Below are 15,345 nucleotides of genomic sequence, written 5' to 3'. Positions count from 1 at the left end.
AGGGGGGCGTGCCCTCCCCGCCCATCGCGACTGGGGCATTCCGGGATGGAAAGAATTCCGATGACTCCGCCGGGCCTGGCCCAGCTGGAGGAAGAGCTGAGAACTCTGAAGATCGTCGAGCGGCCGGCGGTGATCAAGGCCATCGCCGAGGCGCGTGAGCACGGCGATTTGTCCGAGAACGCCGAGTACCACGCCGCCCGCGAGCGCCAGAGCTTCATCGAGGGCCGGGTGGCCGAGCTCGAGGACATCATCAGCCGTGCCCAGGTCATCGACATCAGCACGCTGTCGGGCAACCAGGTCCGCTTCGGCGCCACCGTCACCCTGGCCGACGAGGATTCCGACGACGAGGTCGCCTACACCATCGTCGGCGCCCACGAAGCCGACATCAAGGCCGGCCGCATGTCGGTCCATTCGCCGCTGGCCCGCGCCCTGATCGGCAAGAACATCGGCGACACCGTCGAGGTCACCACCCCGGGCGGCTCCAAGTCGTACGAGATCGTCGACGTCAAGTTCGTGTAGGCGGGCTTTCCCCTTCCTTGTCATGGCCGTGCCTGACGCACGGCTGTCCGGTTTAATTCTCGGCTGGCCCATGCCCCCTCGCCCGCCTGCGGGAGAGGGGGGCGAGCGTCAGCGAGCCGGGGTGAGGGCGGCGCGCGTCGGCGCGCCCAAGACCTGAAAACGCAGAGGTTTTCGCTGTCGCGAAGCGCACCTGACGGCGCGCGCCCTCTCCCTCCCGTCGCTGGCGCGACGGGTCCCTCCCTCTCCCGCAGGCGGGCGAGGGTAATCTGTCCGCTTCCGCCAACATCACCCTGGACGTGGCCGACACCAAGGGCTCCCGAAGGCTCTCCGAAATTTAAACCGGACAGAAGTGTGCCTGACGCGGCCATCCCCGCGTTTCCGCAGGAAAGCGCTGTCCGGCAATCGCTTGGCCGCGCCGCGCGGCTCTTGCCCCTCGCCGTCTCATATCTGTCATTTTCCAATCTGACGAAATGATGCTAGCATGCCCCCATGCTTGAGACGTTCGAGACCGTCGCCAGGGCCGTTGCCGATCCGGTTCGGGTGCGCATCCTGAAGCTGCTGGAAAGCGGCGAATTGTGCGTGTGCCAAGTCACCGCCGTGCTGGCGCTGGCTCCGGCGACGGTGTCGAAGCATCTGGGCATGATGCGGACCGCCGGCCTGTTGCAGCAGCGGCGCGAGGGCAAGTGGGTCTATTACCGCCTCGCCGACCGGTCGCTCAACACCTATGCCCCCGCCTTCCTGGCCCTGGCCGGGCAGGCGCTGGCCGATGATCCCACCATTGCCGACGACCGGCAGCGTCTGGTCCGCGTCAATGCCCTGCCTTTGGCGGTGCTGTGCGGACGGGGGGCTGCCGCCCTTGACGATGAACTGGCGCCAGGCGCCGCGGATTCCACCTGTTGCGAGGCATCGCCATGACCGACAAGATCTACAACGTGCTGTTCCTGTGCACCGGCAATTCGGCCCGCAGCGTCATGGCCGAGGCCATCTTGAACGGCGATCTCAGCGGCCGCTTCAAGGCGTTCAGCGCCGGCAGCAAGCCGAAGGGGGAGCTTGACCCCACCGTGCTGGCGCTGCTGAAGAAGGCCAATTACCCGACCCAGTCCCTGCGCTCGAAGTCGTGGGAGGAGTTCGCCGCTCCCGGCGCGCCCGAGCTGGATTTCGTCTTCACCGTCTGCGACAACGCCGCCGGCGAGGTCTGCCCGGTGTGGCCGGGCCAGCCCATGACCGCCCATTGGGGTGTGCCCGACCCGGCCGGCTTCACCGGCCCCGAGGCCGAGAAGGCGGCCTTCTGCGGCGAGGTGATGCGCATGCTGAACAACCGCATCGGCATCTTCACCTCGCTGCCGCTGGCGTCCCTCGACCGCCTGACGCTGAAGACGCACCTCGACAATATCGGTACCTCCGGAGTTTGAGTTCATGACCGATTCGCCCATCAACGTCCTTGTCCTGTGCACCGGCAATTCCGCCCGCTCGGTGCTGGCCGAATGCCTGATCAACGATCTCGGCAAGGGGAAGTGGAAGGCCTACAGCGCCGGCTCGAAGCCGACCGGCCGGGTCAATCCGTTCTCCATCGAGATCCTCAAGGAGAAGGGCCACTCGGTCGAGGGCCTGCGCTCCAAGTCGTGGGACGAGTTCGGGCTGCCCGGCGCGCCCAAGATGGACCTGGTGATCACCGTCTGCGACAACGCCGCCGGCGAGGTCTGCCCGGTGTGGCCCGGCCACCCGTCCAAGGTCCATATCGGCTTTCCCGACCCCGCCGACGCCGAGGGCACGCACGAGGAGCGCCTGGCGGTGTTCCGCGAGGTCTACGGCATGATCGAGGCCAAGATCCGCCGCCTCATCGAGTTGGGTCCGGAGCGGGCCGGGGAGGTGTGATGTCGGCGCAGTGCGAGGTGGCGGCCAAGACGGCCGCCCGGGTTCCGATGGGTGTGTTCGAGCGTTACCTGACCCTGTGGGTGGCCCTGTGCATCGTCGCGGGCGTCGCCCTGGGGCATTTCCTGCCCGCCCCCTTCCAGGCCATCGGCGGCATGGAGGTGGCTCAGGTCAACCTGCCGGTGGCGGTGCTGATCTGGGCGATGATCATCCCCATGCTGCTGAAGATCGATTTCGGCGCCCTGCACCAGGTGCGCGAGCACTGGCGGGGCATCGGCGTCACCCTGTTCATCAACTGGGCGGTCAAGCCGTTCTCCATGGCGCTGCTGGGCTGGATCTTCATCAGCACGCTGTTCCGCCCGTTTCTGCCGGCCGAGCAGATCGACAGCTACATCGCCGGCCTGATCCTGCTGGCCGCCGCCCCCTGCACCGCCATGGTGTTCGTGTGGTCGAACCTGTGCGACGGCGAGCCCCATTTCACCCTGTCGCAGGTGGCGGTCAACGACCTCATCATGGTGTTCGCCTTCGCCCCCATCGTCGGGCTGCTGCTGGGGCTGTCCTCCATCACCGTGCCGTGGGACACCCTGTTCCTGTCGGTGGTCCTGTACATCGTGGTGCCGGTGATCGTCGCCCAGGTCTGGCGCAAGGCGCTGCTGGCCAAGGGTCCCGAGGCGTTGCCCCGCACGCTGGCGGTGCTGGGACCGGCGTCGCTGGTGGCGCTGCTGACCACCCTGGTGCTGCTGTTCGGCTTCCAGGGCGAGCAGATCATCGCCCAGCCGCTGGTGATCCTGATGCTGGCGGTGCCCATCACCATCCAGGTCTATTTCAATTCGGGCCTGGCCTACTGGCTCAACAAGCGGCTGGGCGTCGCCCATTGCGTCGCCGGCCCGTCGGCGCTGATCGGTGCCAGCAACTTCTTCGAGCTGGCCGTCGCCGCCGCCATCGCCCTGTTCGGCTTCCAGTCGGGGGCCGCTTTGGCCACCGTGGTCGGCGTGCTGATCGAGGTGCCGGTGATGCTGTCGGTGGTCAGGATCGTCAATGCCAGCAAGGGCTGGTACGAAGCCAAAGCGGGAGGATCCCCATGAAGAAACTCGACGTGTACGACCCGGCCATGTGCTGCTCGACCGGCGTGTGCGGCCCCCAGGTCGATCCGGTGCTGGTGGCCTTCGCCGCCGACCTCGCCTGGGTGGCGGAGCAGGGGGTGGCGGTGCAGCGCCACAACCTCGGCACCGAGCCGCAGGCCTTCGCCGCCAATGCGGCGGTGGTCAAGGAGATGGAGGCCGGCATGGACCGCCTCCCCCTCATCGCCATCGACGGCCATATCGTCTCGACCGGAGTGTATCTGTCGCGCGCCCAGCTGGCCGCCAAGCTGGGGCTGGCCGCCCCGGTGCAGCTCGCCGTGGCCCCGGCTTCCTCGTGCTGCTCGCCCAAATCCGGGTGCTGCTGAGGACACTATGACCCTGCCGCCGCTCGCCACCCGCTACGCCTTCTTCACCGGCAAGGGCGGGGTCGGCAAGACCTCGCTGTCCTGCGCCGCCGGCCTGGCCCTGGCCGATGCTGGGCGGAGGGTGCTGATCGTCAGCACCGACCCGGCCTCGAACCTGGACGAGGTGCTGGGCACCCGGCTGAGCGGCGAGCCCACCGCCATCGCCGGGGCGGCGGGACTGTTCGCCCTCAACATCGACCCCGAGGCGGCGGCGCGGGCCTATCGCGAGCGCATGGTGGCCCCCTATCGCGGCGTGCTGCCGGCCGCCGCCATCGCCAGCATGGAGGAGCAGTTCTCCGGCGCCTGCACCGTCGAGATCGCCGCCTTCGACGAGTTCGCCAAGCTGCTGGGCGATGCCGACACCACCGCCGGCTTCGACCACGTCATCTTCGACACCGCCCCCACCGGCCACACCCTGCGCCTGCTGACCCTGCCCTCGGCGTGGAGCGGCTTCATCGCCTCGTCCACCGGCGGCGCCTCGTGCCTGGGGCCGCTGGCCGGGCTGGAGCGGCAGAAGGCCCTGTACGCCGCCACCGTCGCGCGGCTGTCCGACCCCGCCACCACCACCGTGGTGCTGGTCAGCCGGCCCGAGGCCTCGGCCCTGCGCGAGGCCGAGCGCACCCGCGGCGAACTGGCCGAGCTGGGGGTGGCCAATCTGCGCCTCGCCCTCAACGGCGTGTTCGACGGCGGCGGCGACGCCATCGCCGATGCCATGACCGCACGCGGCCGCGCCGCTTTGGCCGGCATGCCGGCCGGCCTCGCCGCCCTGCCGCGCAGCGAGACCGCCTTGATGCCGGTCGGCACCGTCGGCCTGGCGGCGCTGCGCCGCCTGAACGGAGCGGTCGTGCCCGACGCGCCGCCGCCGGCGGCCGAGGCGGTGGATCTGCCCGGCGGGCTGGACGCTCTGGTCGCCGAGATCGCCGCTTCCGGCAGCGGCGTGGTGCTGACCATGGGCAAGGGCGGCGTCGGCAAGACCAGCGTCGCCGCCGCCATCGCCGTCGCCCTGGCCGGCATGGGCCACCGGGTGACGCTGTCCACCACCGATCCGGCGGCCCATGTGGCTCAGGCGGTCGAGGGCAAGGTCTCCGGCCTGGAGGTCACCCGCATCGACCCCGAAGCCGAGGTCGCCGCCTATCGCGACGAGGTGATGGAGAAGGCCGGCGCCGGCCTCGATGCCGCCGGCCGCGCCATGCTGGACGAGGACCTGCGCTCGCCCTGCACCGAGGAAATCGCCGTCTTCCGCGCCTTCGCCCGCACCGTCGATCAGGGCCGCGACCGCTTCGTGGTGCTCGACACCGCGCCCACCGGGCACACCATCCTGCTGCTGGACGCCGCCGAGGCCTATCACCGCGAGGTGCTGCGCACCCAGGCCGAGATGCCCGAGGCGGTGCGCGGCCTGCTGCCGCGCCTGCGCGATCCCGGCTACACCCGCGCCATCATCGTCACCCTGGCCGAGGCCACCCCGGTGCACGAGGCCGAGGCTCTGGCCCGCGACCTGGAACGGGCCGGCATCCTTCCCTTCGCCTGGGTCATCAACCAGAGCCTGTTCGCCAGCGGCACCATTCATCCCCTGCTGCGCCGGCGCGGCGCCGCCGAAATTCCCTTCATCCGCCGGGTGAGCGGCGAGGCCGGGCGCCGCTCGGCCCTCATCCCCTGGCAGGAGCGGCCACTCGTGAAGACGGAGACCCCCATGGACAAGGTTGAGATCAGGGACGCGGTCCGCCGCAATTACGGCGCCATCGCCGTCGGCGAGAAATCCGGCTGCTGCGCCCCCGCCCCGGCCTCGTCGTCGTCGTGCTGCGCGCCGGCGGCCAAGCCGGCGGCCGAGGACATGGCGCTGCGCATGGGCTACGGCGAAAGCGAGCTGGCAATGGTGCCGGACGGCGCCAATCTCGGCCTGGGCTGCGGCAATCCCCAGGCCATCGCCGCCCTCAAGCCCGGCGAGGTGGTGGTCGATCTCGGCAGCGGCGCCGGCTTCGACTGCTTCCTGGCGGCCGGCCAGGTCGGGCCCTCGGGCCGCGTCATCGGCGTCGACATGACCCACGAGATGCTGGCCAAGGCCCGCGCCAACGCCGCCAAGGTGGGCGCCGCCAACGTCGAGTTCCGCCTGGGCGAGATCGAGCACCTGCCCATCGCCGACAACACCGCCGACGTCATCATTTCCAACTGCGTGGTCAACCTGTCGCCCGACAAGCCGCAGGTCCTGCGCGAGGCGTTCCGGGTGCTGAAGTCCGGCGGCCGGGTGGCCATTTCCGACGTGGTCAACATGACCCGGCTGCCCGACGCCCTGGCCAGCGACCCCAAGCTGCTGTGCGGCTGCGTCGCCGGCGCCGCCGCCCGCTCCGAGATGGAAACCTGGCTGGCGGCGGCCGGCTTCACCGACATCCGCATCGTGGAAAAGCCGGAAAGCCGCGACCTCATCAAGGACTGGGCTCCCGGCACCGGCATCGAGAACTACGTGGTCTCGGCCACCATCGAGGCCCGGAAGCCTTAACCCGGCGAGCCGTAAATCTGCAACAGCTCCCCTTTCGTCATGCCCGGTCATGACGCACGGCTGTCCGGTTTAATTCTCGGACTGCCGTCTGGAGCCCTTGGTGACGGCTGCGTCCAGGGTGACGCTGGCCGAAGTAGACAGGATTACCCTCTCCCGCTTGCGGGAGAGGGAGGGACCCGTCGCGACAGCGACGGGAGGGAGAGGGGGCGCGCCGCGAGGTGCGCTTCGCGACAGCGAAAGCGCTGGTTTCTCCAGGTCTTGGGCGCGCCGACGCGCGCCGCCCTCACCCCGGCTCGCTGACGCTCGCCCCCCTCTCCCGCAAGCGGGCGAGGGGGGGCAATTGCCAGCCGAGAATTAAACCGGACAGAAGTGGTCATGACGACGGCGGGTGTTGCAGGTTTCAGGCTCGACGCATTGGCGCTCACGCCACCTCGTCGTCCGCTGCGTCGGCGTCGCCCGGTTCGGTCTCCCAGGCCAGGGCCGGGATGGCGATGACCCGCCGCCCGAAGGCGTCGGTGCGGATACTGATCAGGCCGCGCCCCTCCATGTGCTCCAGCAGGCCCAGCGCCCGGCGCGGGCTGCGCGAGCCGCGCGCCCGGGCGATCTGGGCGTTGGAGGGGCAGGCGGCGCGGTCGTGGGCGGCGCGGGCCAGCATCAGGAACACCGCCTGCAAATCCTCGGGCATGGCCGCCGACAGGGTCAGGGCCTGCTCCCATTCCGGGGTGTCGGCGGTCTCGGCATCGATTCCGGCCCGCACGGTGGCCAGCTTGCGGCGGAACTGGGCGAGGTCGAGGGCACGGCCGTTGACCCCGTGCTGGCGGCAGCGCACCAGGAAATCCTGGTAGATCTGGGCGACCGAACGGAACATCGCCTCGGGATCGGCCAGCACCTCGGCCAGCACCTGCTCGTGGCTGGGCCGGGCCGGCGGGGCGGGGCGGGGCAGCGCCGCCAGCTCGCCCGCCAGAACCTCCCCAGGGGGCGGCGGCGGCCTTGTGGCGGCCAGCTGGGCCAGGATGTCGGCGGTGGCCATCGGCCGGCTGACCGGCGCCCGCGCCGGCTCGTGTTCCGAGGCGGTCATGATCAGATCGCGGGCATCGGCCGGGGCGGTGGCGGGCAGCGGCAGCAGCCGGGCATTGCCGGCCCGCCCATTGGTGCTGGCCTCGCCGATGCGGATCGGCAGCGGGCGGCGCGACAGGGCCGGACCCAGGGCGACGAAATGGCCGCGCGCCAGGTCGCGGAACATCTCGGCCTGGCGCCGCTCCATGCCCAAGAGGTCGGCGGCGCGGGCCATGTCGATGTCCAGGAAGGTGCGCCCCATCAGGAAGTTGGAGGCCTCGGCGGCGACGTTCTTGGCCAGCTTGGCCAGGCGCTGGGTGGCGATGATGCCGGCCAGGCCGCGCTTCCGGCCCCGGCACATCAGGTTGGTCATGGCCCCCAAGCTGGCCTTCCGGGCCTCGTCCGAGACCTCGCCGGCCGCCGCCGGGGCGAACAGCTGGGCCTCGTCGACCACCACCAGCATGGGGAACCAGTAATCGCGCTCGACGTCGAACAGCCCGCCCAGGAAGGCGCTCGCGTGGCGCATCTGGCGCTCGGTCTCCAGGTTCTCCAGGTTGAGGACCACCGACACCCGGTGCTGGCGCACCCGGGCCGCCACCTGCTGCAGCGCCGCCTCGGCATGGGCGGCGGCGTCCACCACCACGTGGCCGAACTGCTCGGCCAGGGTGACGAAGTCGCCCTCGGGATCGACCACCACCTGCTGGACGTAGGGGGCGCTCTGCTCGGCCAGGCGGCGCAGCAGGTGCGACTTGCCCGAGCCGGAATTGCCCTGCACCAGCAGCCGGGTGGCCAGCAATTCCTCGAGGTCGAGGATCGCCGGCGCGCCCGTCGTCGTCGTCCCCATCTCGATGCCGACCGTCATGTGCCTCCCCGTGCAAGGAGCCCGACTCTCGCCATGGCGGCGCCGCTGTCAAGGAGAATGGGCGATCGCCATCGCCACCTGCTTGGTGGCGGTGGAGAGTGCGAAGACGGTGGCCCGCACCCCGAACGCTTCGGTGAATTCGCTCCAGGCGCGGAATTCGTCGGCGGCCCAGGTGCGGTTGCCGATGAACTCGTCGAACACCACCACGCTGCCCGGCACCAGCCGGTCCGCCAGCCGCCACAGCACCGTGCGGGCCGAGGCATGGATGTCGCTGTCGATGTTGACCAGCCGCACCGGGCCGGGATGGTCGGCCAGGAAGTCGGGCAGGGAGTCCTCGAACCACCCCGGATGCAGGCGGGCATTGGCCGGCACCACGGGCAGCTCGGTGCCGGTGGTGAGCACGCCGGCGGTCTCGCCGCCCCAGTCGGCGGGCAGGCCCTGGAAGGAGTCGAAGCCGTGCACCGTCTGCCCCGCCGCCTCGGCCAGGTGGGTGAGCGAGGTGCCGCGCCTCACCCCGAATTCCAGCACCAGCCCGGGCACCGTGGCGGCGTCGAGGGCGTGGCGCAGCAGCGGCGCCGACAGGCCGAACAGGCGGCAGGCGGGGGCAAGGTCGGCGGCGATGGCCGCCACCCCGTCCCACATGGCGCGGCGGCGGGGATGGCGGGCCAGGGCCCGGGCGTGGACGGCGGCGGCCTCGTCCGCCCGCCCGGCCAGGCGCAGGGTGGCGGCCAGCACGCCCCAGTACTTGCCGTTGGCGCCGGGGCAGGCGGCGGCGCGGCGCAGGCGGGCCAGGGCGGAGTCCATGCCGGCCACCTCCAGCGCCGGGCCGAAACTGCCGAACCACGCGGCGGCGCGGTTGGGATCGCGCTCCAGCACCGCGTCGAAGCCGGCCAGGGCCGCCTCGGCCTGCCCGAGATGGGCCAGGCTCATGGCCCGTTCATACAGCGGCTGCACGCCGGCCGCCGCTCCCGCCGCCGCGACCAGGGCGATGCATTCGGCGTAGCGGGCGTCGCGGCGGCAGGCGGCGGCCCTTGCCGCCAGCAGGCCGGGATGGTCCGGGTCCAGCGCCGCCGCCCGCTCCAGCAGGGCGCAGGCGGAGGCGAAGCGGCTGGATGCCATTTCGCTACGGGCGTGTGAAATCAGCTGGTCGGCGTCGGTCATTGACGATCTTCAATGCCAGCCTTCGCCGGACGGGGTAGAAGGCTGCCGTTGACTTGGGTGTCGGACCGCATTCCGGCATCCTCCCTGTCGAACTTCACGGCCCGCCCCGCGCGGGCCGTTCTTTTTTCCGGCGCTCAGCATAGCCGCTGTTCCGGGCTTGCGCGAAACTGTTGCGCTTCGGCGCCGGTCTGTGAAAATGGGCCAGCCTTCATCGCCGCCGAGCAGGGTCCATGCGCCGTCCCATCTCCGTCCTCGCACTGGTCGCGCTGCTTCCCCTGGCGGCGGCCTGCACCGACGTCATCGCCCGTTCCGAGGCCGATTTGCTGGAGGCGCAACTCCAGCTCGACCGCAAGATGGTCCGCCCCGGGCTGGAGAACCTGCCCACGCCCCAGCCGGACGCCATGGAGCCGCCGCCGCCGGTGCCGATGCCGCTGTCCGATGCGGCATCGCCGTTCCCCTCGGCATCCATCGACCTCGCCGCCGCCGAGCGCCTGCTGGCCGGCGATCCCATGGCGCTGCGCTTCCTGGCGCTGAAGGAACTGGCCCAGCGCGGCCTGGTTCCGCCGTCCGAGGCGGCGGTGCGCCGCGATGCCAATCTGGGGGCGCTGCTGCCCTTGACCGCGCCGCAGCCGCCGGCGGCGGGGCTGGATCGCCCGATCCCGCCGGTGGCCGAGGTGGCGGACCGCTTCGACCGGCTGTGGCGGGGCAAGGACAAGGACAGGGGCGGGGGCGCGGCCGAGCGCGGCTTCATGCTCGACCAGCTGCTGCCGGCGGCGCCGGCCCGGCGCGAGGCGCTGGCGCCGCCCGACGTCGCTTCGGCGCGCAAGGTCGCCCAACGCACCGGCCGGCTGAAGGATGCCGGTCTCATCACCGCGAGCGAACGTGACGGCGAACTGCTCGCCCTCGAAGGCCTGATCGCCAGCGAAGCCCTGCCCGAAGTGCTGGCGCCGCCGGCGCCCCAGGTGGTGGCCAAGCCCAAGCCGAAGAAGAAGACCGCCGCCGGCGCGGGGCGCGGCCAGCGCATGGAAGGCGGGGTGTCGGGCCGGCTGGAGGTGATCCCGTCGCCCCCCGGCGTCGAGGCGCCCAAGCTGCCGGCCGGGTTCGGCGGCCCGGTCGGCGTGCATCTGCTGTCCATGGGCTCGGCCACCCACGGCGACAAGGCGTGGGAAGCGCTGAAGACCGAGTTCCCCGACCTGGCAACCCTGTCCTTCAAGGTGGCCAAGGCCGATCTCGGCGAGCTGGGCGCCACCTACCGCCTGATCGCCGGCCCGCTGGACCAGGCGGCGGCCGACAAGCTGTGCGCCGCCCTCAAGGGCAAGGGCCAGACCTGTACGCCGACGCCGTTTCCGCAATGAGTCCCGAGGAGTTGGTCGCCCGCGTGCTTCACCGCGACGGGATGATGCTGGTCATCGACAAGCCGGCGGGGCTGGCGGTGCATGCCGGGCCGGGCAAGGGCGGCCATCTGATGGAGCTGCTGGGGGCGCTGCGGTTCGGCCTGCCGCGTCCGCCGGAGCTGGCCCACCGCCTCGACCGCGACACCTCGGGCTGCCTGGTGCTGGGCCGCCACCGCAAGGCGCTGGCCCGGCTGGGCGAGCTGTTCGCCGGCGGCCGGGTGGAGAAGGTCTACTGGGCGGTGACGGTCGGCCGGCCGCCGGCCCAATCCGGCACCATCGACAAGCCGCTGCTGAAGCTGGAGCGCCGCCACGGCTGGCGGGTGGTGGTCGATCCCAGGGGCCAGCCCAGCGTCACCGACTACCGGGTGCTGGGCGGCACCGACCGGCTGAGCTGGATCGAGGCGCGGCCGCGCACCGGCCGCACCCACCAGATCCGGGTCCACCTGGCCGCCATCGGCTGCCCCATCATCGGCGATTCCACCTATGGCCGCGGCACCGCCGACCTGGTCGCCCCGAACCTGCACCTGCACGCCCGCGCGGTGTCGGTCCCCATCCATTCCGGGAAGCCGCCAATCACCGCCACCGCCCCGGTGCCGCCCCACATGCGCGACCTGCTCGCCGCCTGCGGCTGGGGCGGCGAGTGACCTTCCCGCCTGCGCCGCCTTGCATACATTTACCTGGGCGAGTATTGTATGCACGAACACTCGCGGACGATGGCGCACGATGGCTGGGAAAACCAATACAAAAAGAATCTACCGGGCCCGCACCGAATCCGGTGATCCCGATCCGGTGGACATGCATGTGGGGGCGCGCCTGCGCCTGCGCCGCACCCTTCTGGGGATGAGCCAGACCGAACTGGCCAAGGCGGTGGGGCTGACCTTCCAGCAGGTGCAGAAATACGAAAGCGGCGCCAACCGCATCAGCGCCAGCCGGCTCTACCACATCGCCGAGGCGCTTGACGTCCCGGTCAGCTTCTTCTTCGACGACATGCCGCGCAATTCCGGCGGCCTGGGCGAGGACCCGGCACCGCCGCTGCTGCCCGATTACGGCCGCGAGGGGCTCGAGATGATGCGCAACTACCGCCGCATCGACGACGAATACATCCGCCGCGGCGTCTACGAGCTGACCAAGATGCTGGCCACCCGCCTCAACGGCGAGCCGGTGGAGTAGGGGGGGACGCGCCGAACCCGGCGGGCTGGTGCCACCGCGCCATATTGCAACCGAACGGGGATGGTGGCATGGTGGTCGCCCACCAGCTTTCCCTGTCCGGGCATGACGCCGATTCTCGCCCCCTTCCGCACCGCCCTCGATGCCTATCGCCGCCAGGACTGGGCGGCTCGGGCGCGCGCCGAGAACTACCTGTGGGAAGAGCGGGCGGCAGCGGAACGCCAGCGCGTCTACGAGGACCAGGTGGCCGGCGATTGCGCCGCCGACCCCGAAAGCTGGCAGAAGGCCCATGCCAATTTCCTGCAGGGCCGGATCTATGGTCCCGACCTGCCCGAGACCTTCACCCCCGCCAATGATCTGGCCAGCCTCGACGACGCGGTGCGCGGGCTGGGCAAGAAGCACAGGCTGGTGCGCATCGAATCCCTGGACTACGCGGTCGAGCACAGCCTGCTACCCAAGCCGCTGGACGTGCTGAAGGACTATGTGGACATCGTCCGCGGCCGGCGGGCCTTCACCCCCGATCCGTCCACCGATGTGACCCGCGACGACATCGACGGCGACCTGGAAGCCCTGTGCGAGAAGCTGAACGGCGGCCATTCCTATCGTCCGCGCTTCATGGGCTTCGTCGATGACCGCATGGCCGCCGACCTGGACAGCCCGGACTGGGCCGACCGGCTGCGCGACCGCCTCGGCCTCGGCCATTACCGCCCGACCGCCGCCAAGCCCCAGATTCCGGTGCTGGCCATGACCTATGCGGTCAAGGATGTCGATGCGGTGGGCAAGAAGCTCCGGGCCGCCTTCCCGCTGGCGGTGCCGACGGTGCTGGACGGCGACCTTTATGAATGGTTCTTCCCGTCGCCGGCCGGGCTGCCCTATGGGCGGACCCTGCAGTTGGACGGCGATGCCGATTGCACCGCCAAGATAGCCGAAGTGTTGAGCTTGCGGGTGCCCTACAAACCGGAGCATATTCACGCCATCGGCTTCATCGGCAAGGCCGACGCCAAGGCGTTCGCCGATCCCGAGGCCGTGCGGCGGGAACACCTGGAATGTCTGCGCCGCGACCCGCAAGGGCGGAAGGATTTCGGCACGCCATGAGCGCCCCTGCGCTGCAGCCCGTCCCCCATCCCTGGCTGGACCGTTTCGCGGCCGAGCCGGCGGCGGCATTGGCCGATTTGCTGGCCGGCGAGGCCTATCTGCCCGGCCTGCAGCGGGCCACGCCCTGCCAGGCGTTGGAGGTGATGTTCGGCGACCTGCCGCGCTCTCCGGCGCCCACCCTGTGGGACCTGCTGGACGAGACCCTGCTGGACTGGCTGAAGGGTTTGAAGGGGCGGGCCGACACCCTGATCGAACGCCCGGGCGGCGTGCGCCGCTTCATCACCGAGGCGGGCGAGGCGTACCGCGCCGTCCATCGCCTCGAGTTGGCCCGCTGCGCCGCCTGGCTGGCCTCGGCCTGGCCGGACGAGGCCGCCTGGGCCGAACGCTTCGTCGAGAATTCCGCCTTCGACCTGGCCGATCTGGTGCTGGGGGCCGCCGCCAACGTCCAGACCGACGACCGCTTCCGGTTCGAGTGGCTGCGCGCCTGCGAGGCCTCGGCCAATCGCCGCCTGCGCCACCGCATCGACGCCACCCTGCTGGGCGTCGCCTCCATGCCCGGACCCGAGCCCATGCCGCGCCAGGAGGTGCTGGTCGGCCTCGCCCGCTGGGGCGGCGCCATGGACGGCGAAAACGACCACCGGGCGCAGCAGCAATTCATCCGCAGGGTGCGCCAGCTGAAGGCCGCCTTCCCCCAGTCGCGGGACTTCTGGCTCGACCGCTGGGGCGCCATCCTGGCCGGCAAGCGGACGGCGCCGCATGTGCGCGATTGGGTGTGCTCGGTGTGGCCGGAGTTGCAGAAGCCGGGCGTTGGAACTGCCAAAGTGCCGACCTTGCCGCCGAGCGTCGAGTACGAGGTCAAAGCGTTTAGCGCAGCCTGGCGGAAAGCCCCAAGCCCGGGGCTGCTGGCGGAGATGCAGGACCTGCTCGCCCTTCTGGAACGCTATGCCGTCGCCACCGGCGATGCCCATTTCCTGGTGACCAGCAGCAGCAATCTCGGCCGGACGGTGCGCGACGGGGCGCCCGGCCATGTGCTGGCATGGATGCGGCGGGCCTCCAGGTGGTCACCCTTCCACGAACAATCCTGGAGCCTGCGCGCCGACTGCCTGGCCCGCCTTGGCCGTCGCGACGAGGCCGAGGCGGTGCTGTGGGAGGCGATCCGCCGCCTGCCGCACCGCGCGCCGCTCCGCCATCAACTGGCCCGGCTGCTGGCCGGGCGCGGCGCCGATGCCGCCGCCGAACGGCTGCTGCGGGAAGCGCTGGAGCGTGATCCAGACCACGAGCATTCCGAAGGGGACCTCGCCCGTCTGCTGTGGCGCGGCGGGCAGGGCGACGAGGCGGTGGAGCGACTGCGGTCCTTCACCCGCCGCCTGGCGGCGGAACGGCGCGATAATCCGACAGCGCTGTATACGCTTGCCGAAATCCTGATCGCCGAAGGCCAAGCGGTGGCGGCGCGGGCGGTGAGGGACCGCTATGTCGAGCGGTTCGGCAACAATAATTTCGCAGGCACTTTGACCCGTTGGCTGGAGGCCGGGCCGCGCGGGGTCGATCAGGTGCGGGCTCTCCTCGCCGAACGGCACACCGCGACCGAAACCAGTCTCCCCCTCGACCATGAGGCGGCCGCCGCCGCCCTGGCGGCGGAAGCGGCCGAGGCGCCGCTGCTGCGGCGGGCGGCCTGGGGGACCGAGGCGGATTTGTACCTTCGCCTCGGCGACCGGGCGACGGCGACGGCGGTGGCCGGGCAGGCCCTGGCCGCCGATGCCGACGACGTTCTCGCCACCACGGTGATGGCGCTGGGCGATGACGGGTTCCGCCAGGACCTGCGCCAGCGCTTGCACCGCTTCCCCGGATTGCTGCCGGTGCGCCTGGCGGCCCTGGCCGATGGCGCCAGCCCCGACGAGGACTGGGAGCAGGTCCGCGCCGCCTTCACCGATCCCGAGGACAAGGGCCTGATCGCCCTGGTCCATGCCGGGCTGGCCAAGGGCTCGCCCGATGCGGAGTTGGAGGCCTGGATTCGCCGGCCGGCCGGCCAGGGCGACGAGGGCGGCGCCTTCCTCAAGGCGCAGGTGGCCCGCAACCTCGACGGCCGCGACGCGGCCCTCGATCTCGCCACCCTGGCCCATGACGCCCTGCTGCGCCAGGCCAACCCCCCCGGCACCATTCCCCAGGCGGCCTGAGCAGGGTGCGGAAATACTCTGCTTGCCACCCTCTGATCCGTCACCCCCGCGAAGGCGGGGGGTCC

General features: G+C 71.1%; 14 protein-coding genes. 12 read left to right on the top strand and 2 right to left on the bottom strand.

All coding sequences use genetic code 11. The annotated features are described in order from the left end of the window. Positions 1-45 precede the first annotated feature (45 nt). The 7 genes from greA (at position 46) to arsA (ending at position 6,371) form a co-directional block, all read left to right on the top strand. Positions 46-519 (top strand): transcription elongation factor GreA, encoded by a 474-nt coding sequence (gene greA / locus MTBUT4_RS05990; protein ID WP_173978759.1) that lies wholly within the window; start codon positions 46-48, stop codon positions 517-519. 489 nt (positions 520-1,008) lie between these two features. Then, positions 1,009-1,434: a helix-turn-helix transcriptional regulator gene (locus MTBUT4_RS05985; RefSeq protein WP_173978758.1), complete on the top strand. Its 426-nt coding sequence runs from the start codon at positions 1,009-1,011 to the stop codon at positions 1,432-1,434. After that, the gene (locus tag MTBUT4_RS05980; RefSeq protein ID WP_173978757.1) at positions 1,431-1,931 is read left to right on the top strand and encodes an arsenate reductase ArsC; all 501 of its coding nucleotides are present in this window, start codon (positions 1,431-1,433) and stop codon (positions 1,929-1,931) included. The genes MTBUT4_RS05985 and MTBUT4_RS05980 overlap by 4 nt, the downstream gene beginning before the upstream one ends. 4 nt (positions 1,932-1,935) lie before the next feature. Then, complete coding sequence (locus MTBUT4_RS05975) at positions 1,936-2,394, top strand: arsenate reductase ArsC (protein ID WP_173978756.1); 459 nt, start codon at positions 1,936-1,938, stop codon at positions 2,392-2,394. After that, positions 2,394-3,476 (top strand): ACR3 family arsenite efflux transporter, encoded by a 1,083-nt coding sequence (gene arsB, locus MTBUT4_RS05970; protein ID WP_173978755.1) that lies wholly within the window; start codon positions 2,394-2,396, stop codon positions 3,474-3,476. The genes MTBUT4_RS05975 and arsB overlap by 1 nt, the downstream gene beginning before the upstream one ends. Next, a complete protein-coding gene (gene arsD / locus MTBUT4_RS05965) occupies positions 3,473-3,838 on the top strand; it encodes an arsenite efflux transporter metallochaperone ArsD (RefSeq protein ID WP_173978754.1) in 366 nt (121 codons plus the stop codon). The genes arsB and arsD overlap by 4 nt, the downstream gene beginning before the upstream one ends. Before the next feature lie 7 nt (positions 3,839-3,845). Continuing rightward, positions 3,846-6,371 (top strand): arsenical pump-driving ATPase, encoded by a 2,526-nt coding sequence (gene arsA, locus MTBUT4_RS05960; RefSeq protein ID WP_254434761.1) that lies wholly within the window; start codon positions 3,846-3,848, stop codon positions 6,369-6,371. 421 nt (positions 6,372-6,792) lie between these two features. On the opposite strand, the gene MTBUT4_RS05950 is transcribed toward arsA, so the two are convergent. After that, positions 6,793-8,289 carry an ATP-binding protein gene (locus MTBUT4_RS05950; RefSeq protein WP_173978753.1) on the bottom strand — a complete coding sequence of 499 codons (1,497 nt, stop codon included), beginning with the start codon at positions 8,287-8,289 and terminating at the stop codon, positions 6,793-6,795. Positions 8,290-8,337: 48 nt separating this feature from the next. Beyond that, positions 8,338-9,450: a class I SAM-dependent methyltransferase gene (locus MTBUT4_RS05945; protein WP_254434760.1), complete on the bottom strand. Its 1,113-nt coding sequence runs from the start codon at positions 9,448-9,450 to the stop codon at positions 8,338-8,340. 230 nt (positions 9,451-9,680) lie between these two features. Here MTBUT4_RS05945 and MTBUT4_RS05940 point away from each other — a divergent pair, with 230 nt between their 5' ends. The 5 genes from MTBUT4_RS05940 (at position 9,681) to MTBUT4_RS05920 (ending at position 15,280) form a co-directional block, all read left to right on the top strand. Continuing rightward, positions 9,681-10,805: an SPOR domain-containing protein gene (locus tag MTBUT4_RS05940; RefSeq protein ID WP_173978752.1), complete on the top strand. Its 1,125-nt coding sequence runs from the start codon at positions 9,681-9,683 to the stop codon at positions 10,803-10,805. A gap of 23 nt (positions 10,806-10,828) precedes the next feature. Then, the gene (locus MTBUT4_RS05935) at positions 10,829-11,488 is read left to right on the top strand and encodes an RluA family pseudouridine synthase (RefSeq protein WP_371737607.1); all 660 of its coding nucleotides are present in this window, start codon (positions 10,829-10,831) and stop codon (positions 11,486-11,488) included. 79 nt (positions 11,489-11,567) lie between these two features. After that, positions 11,568-12,014 (top strand): helix-turn-helix domain-containing protein, encoded by a 447-nt coding sequence (locus MTBUT4_RS05930; protein WP_173978750.1) that lies wholly within the window; start codon positions 11,568-11,570, stop codon positions 12,012-12,014. A 102-nt stretch (positions 12,015-12,116) separates the two neighbouring features. Further along, positions 12,117-13,106, top strand: a complete 990-nt coding sequence (locus MTBUT4_RS05925; RefSeq protein WP_173978749.1) for a hypothetical protein — start codon at positions 12,117-12,119, stop codon at positions 13,104-13,106. Continuing rightward, entirely contained in the window at positions 13,103-15,280 is a 2,178-nt protein-coding gene (locus tag MTBUT4_RS05920) for a tetratricopeptide repeat protein (RefSeq protein ID WP_173978748.1), read from the top strand. Before MTBUT4_RS05925 ends, MTBUT4_RS05920 begins: the two co-directional genes overlap by 4 nt. Positions 15,281-15,345 lie beyond the last annotated feature (65 nt).

Origin of the sequence: Magnetospirillum sp. UT-4 (assembly GCF_902729435.1) — a bacterium.
In the GTDB taxonomy this organism is placed as follows: Bacteria; Pseudomonadota; Alphaproteobacteria; order Rhodospirillales; family Magnetospirillaceae; genus Magnetospirillum.
The sequence above is the reverse complement of the archived record's forward strand: the minus strand, read 5'-3'. Positions and strand labels throughout refer to the sequence as shown.

Bases quoted from the DNA above. Each gene is read 5' to 3' on its own strand.
- MTBUT4_RS05945 (WP_254434760.1), bottom strand. From the start codon at position 9,450: ATGACCGACGCCGACCAGCTGATTTCACACGCCCGTAGCGAAATGGCA.
- greA (WP_173978759.1), top strand. From the start codon at position 46: ATGGAAAGAATTCCGATGACTCCGCCGGGCCTGGCCCAGCTGGAGGAA.
- MTBUT4_RS05940 (WP_173978752.1), top strand. From the start codon at position 9,681: ATGCGCCGTCCCATCTCCGTCCTCGCACTGGTCGCGCTGCTTCCCCTG.
- MTBUT4_RS05950 (WP_173978753.1), bottom strand. From the start codon at position 8,289: ATGACGGTCGGCATCGAGATGGGGACGACGACGACGGGCGCGCCGGCG.
- arsD (WP_173978754.1), top strand. From the start codon at position 3,473: ATGAAGAAACTCGACGTGTACGACCCGGCCATGTGCTGCTCGACCGGC.
- MTBUT4_RS05930 (WP_173978750.1), top strand. From the start codon at position 11,568: ATGGCTGGGAAAACCAATACAAAAAGAATCTACCGGGCCCGCACCGAA.
- MTBUT4_RS05980 (WP_173978757.1), top strand. From the start codon at position 1,431: ATGACCGACAAGATCTACAACGTGCTGTTCCTGTGCACCGGCAATTCG.
- MTBUT4_RS05975 (WP_173978756.1), top strand. From the start codon at position 1,936: ATGACCGATTCGCCCATCAACGTCCTTGTCCTGTGCACCGGCAATTCC.
- MTBUT4_RS05920 (WP_173978748.1), top strand. From the start codon at position 13,103: ATGAGCGCCCCTGCGCTGCAGCCCGTCCCCCATCCCTGGCTGGACCGT.
- arsB (WP_173978755.1), top strand. From the start codon at position 2,394: ATGTCGGCGCAGTGCGAGGTGGCGGCCAAGACGGCCGCCCGGGTTCCG.
- MTBUT4_RS05925 (WP_173978749.1), top strand. From the start codon at position 12,117: ATGACGCCGATTCTCGCCCCCTTCCGCACCGCCCTCGATGCCTATCGC.
- arsA (WP_254434761.1), top strand. From the start codon at position 3,846: ATGACCCTGCCGCCGCTCGCCACCCGCTACGCCTTCTTCACCGGCAAG.
- MTBUT4_RS05985 (WP_173978758.1), top strand. From the start codon at position 1,009: ATGCTTGAGACGTTCGAGACCGTCGCCAGGGCCGTTGCCGATCCGGTT.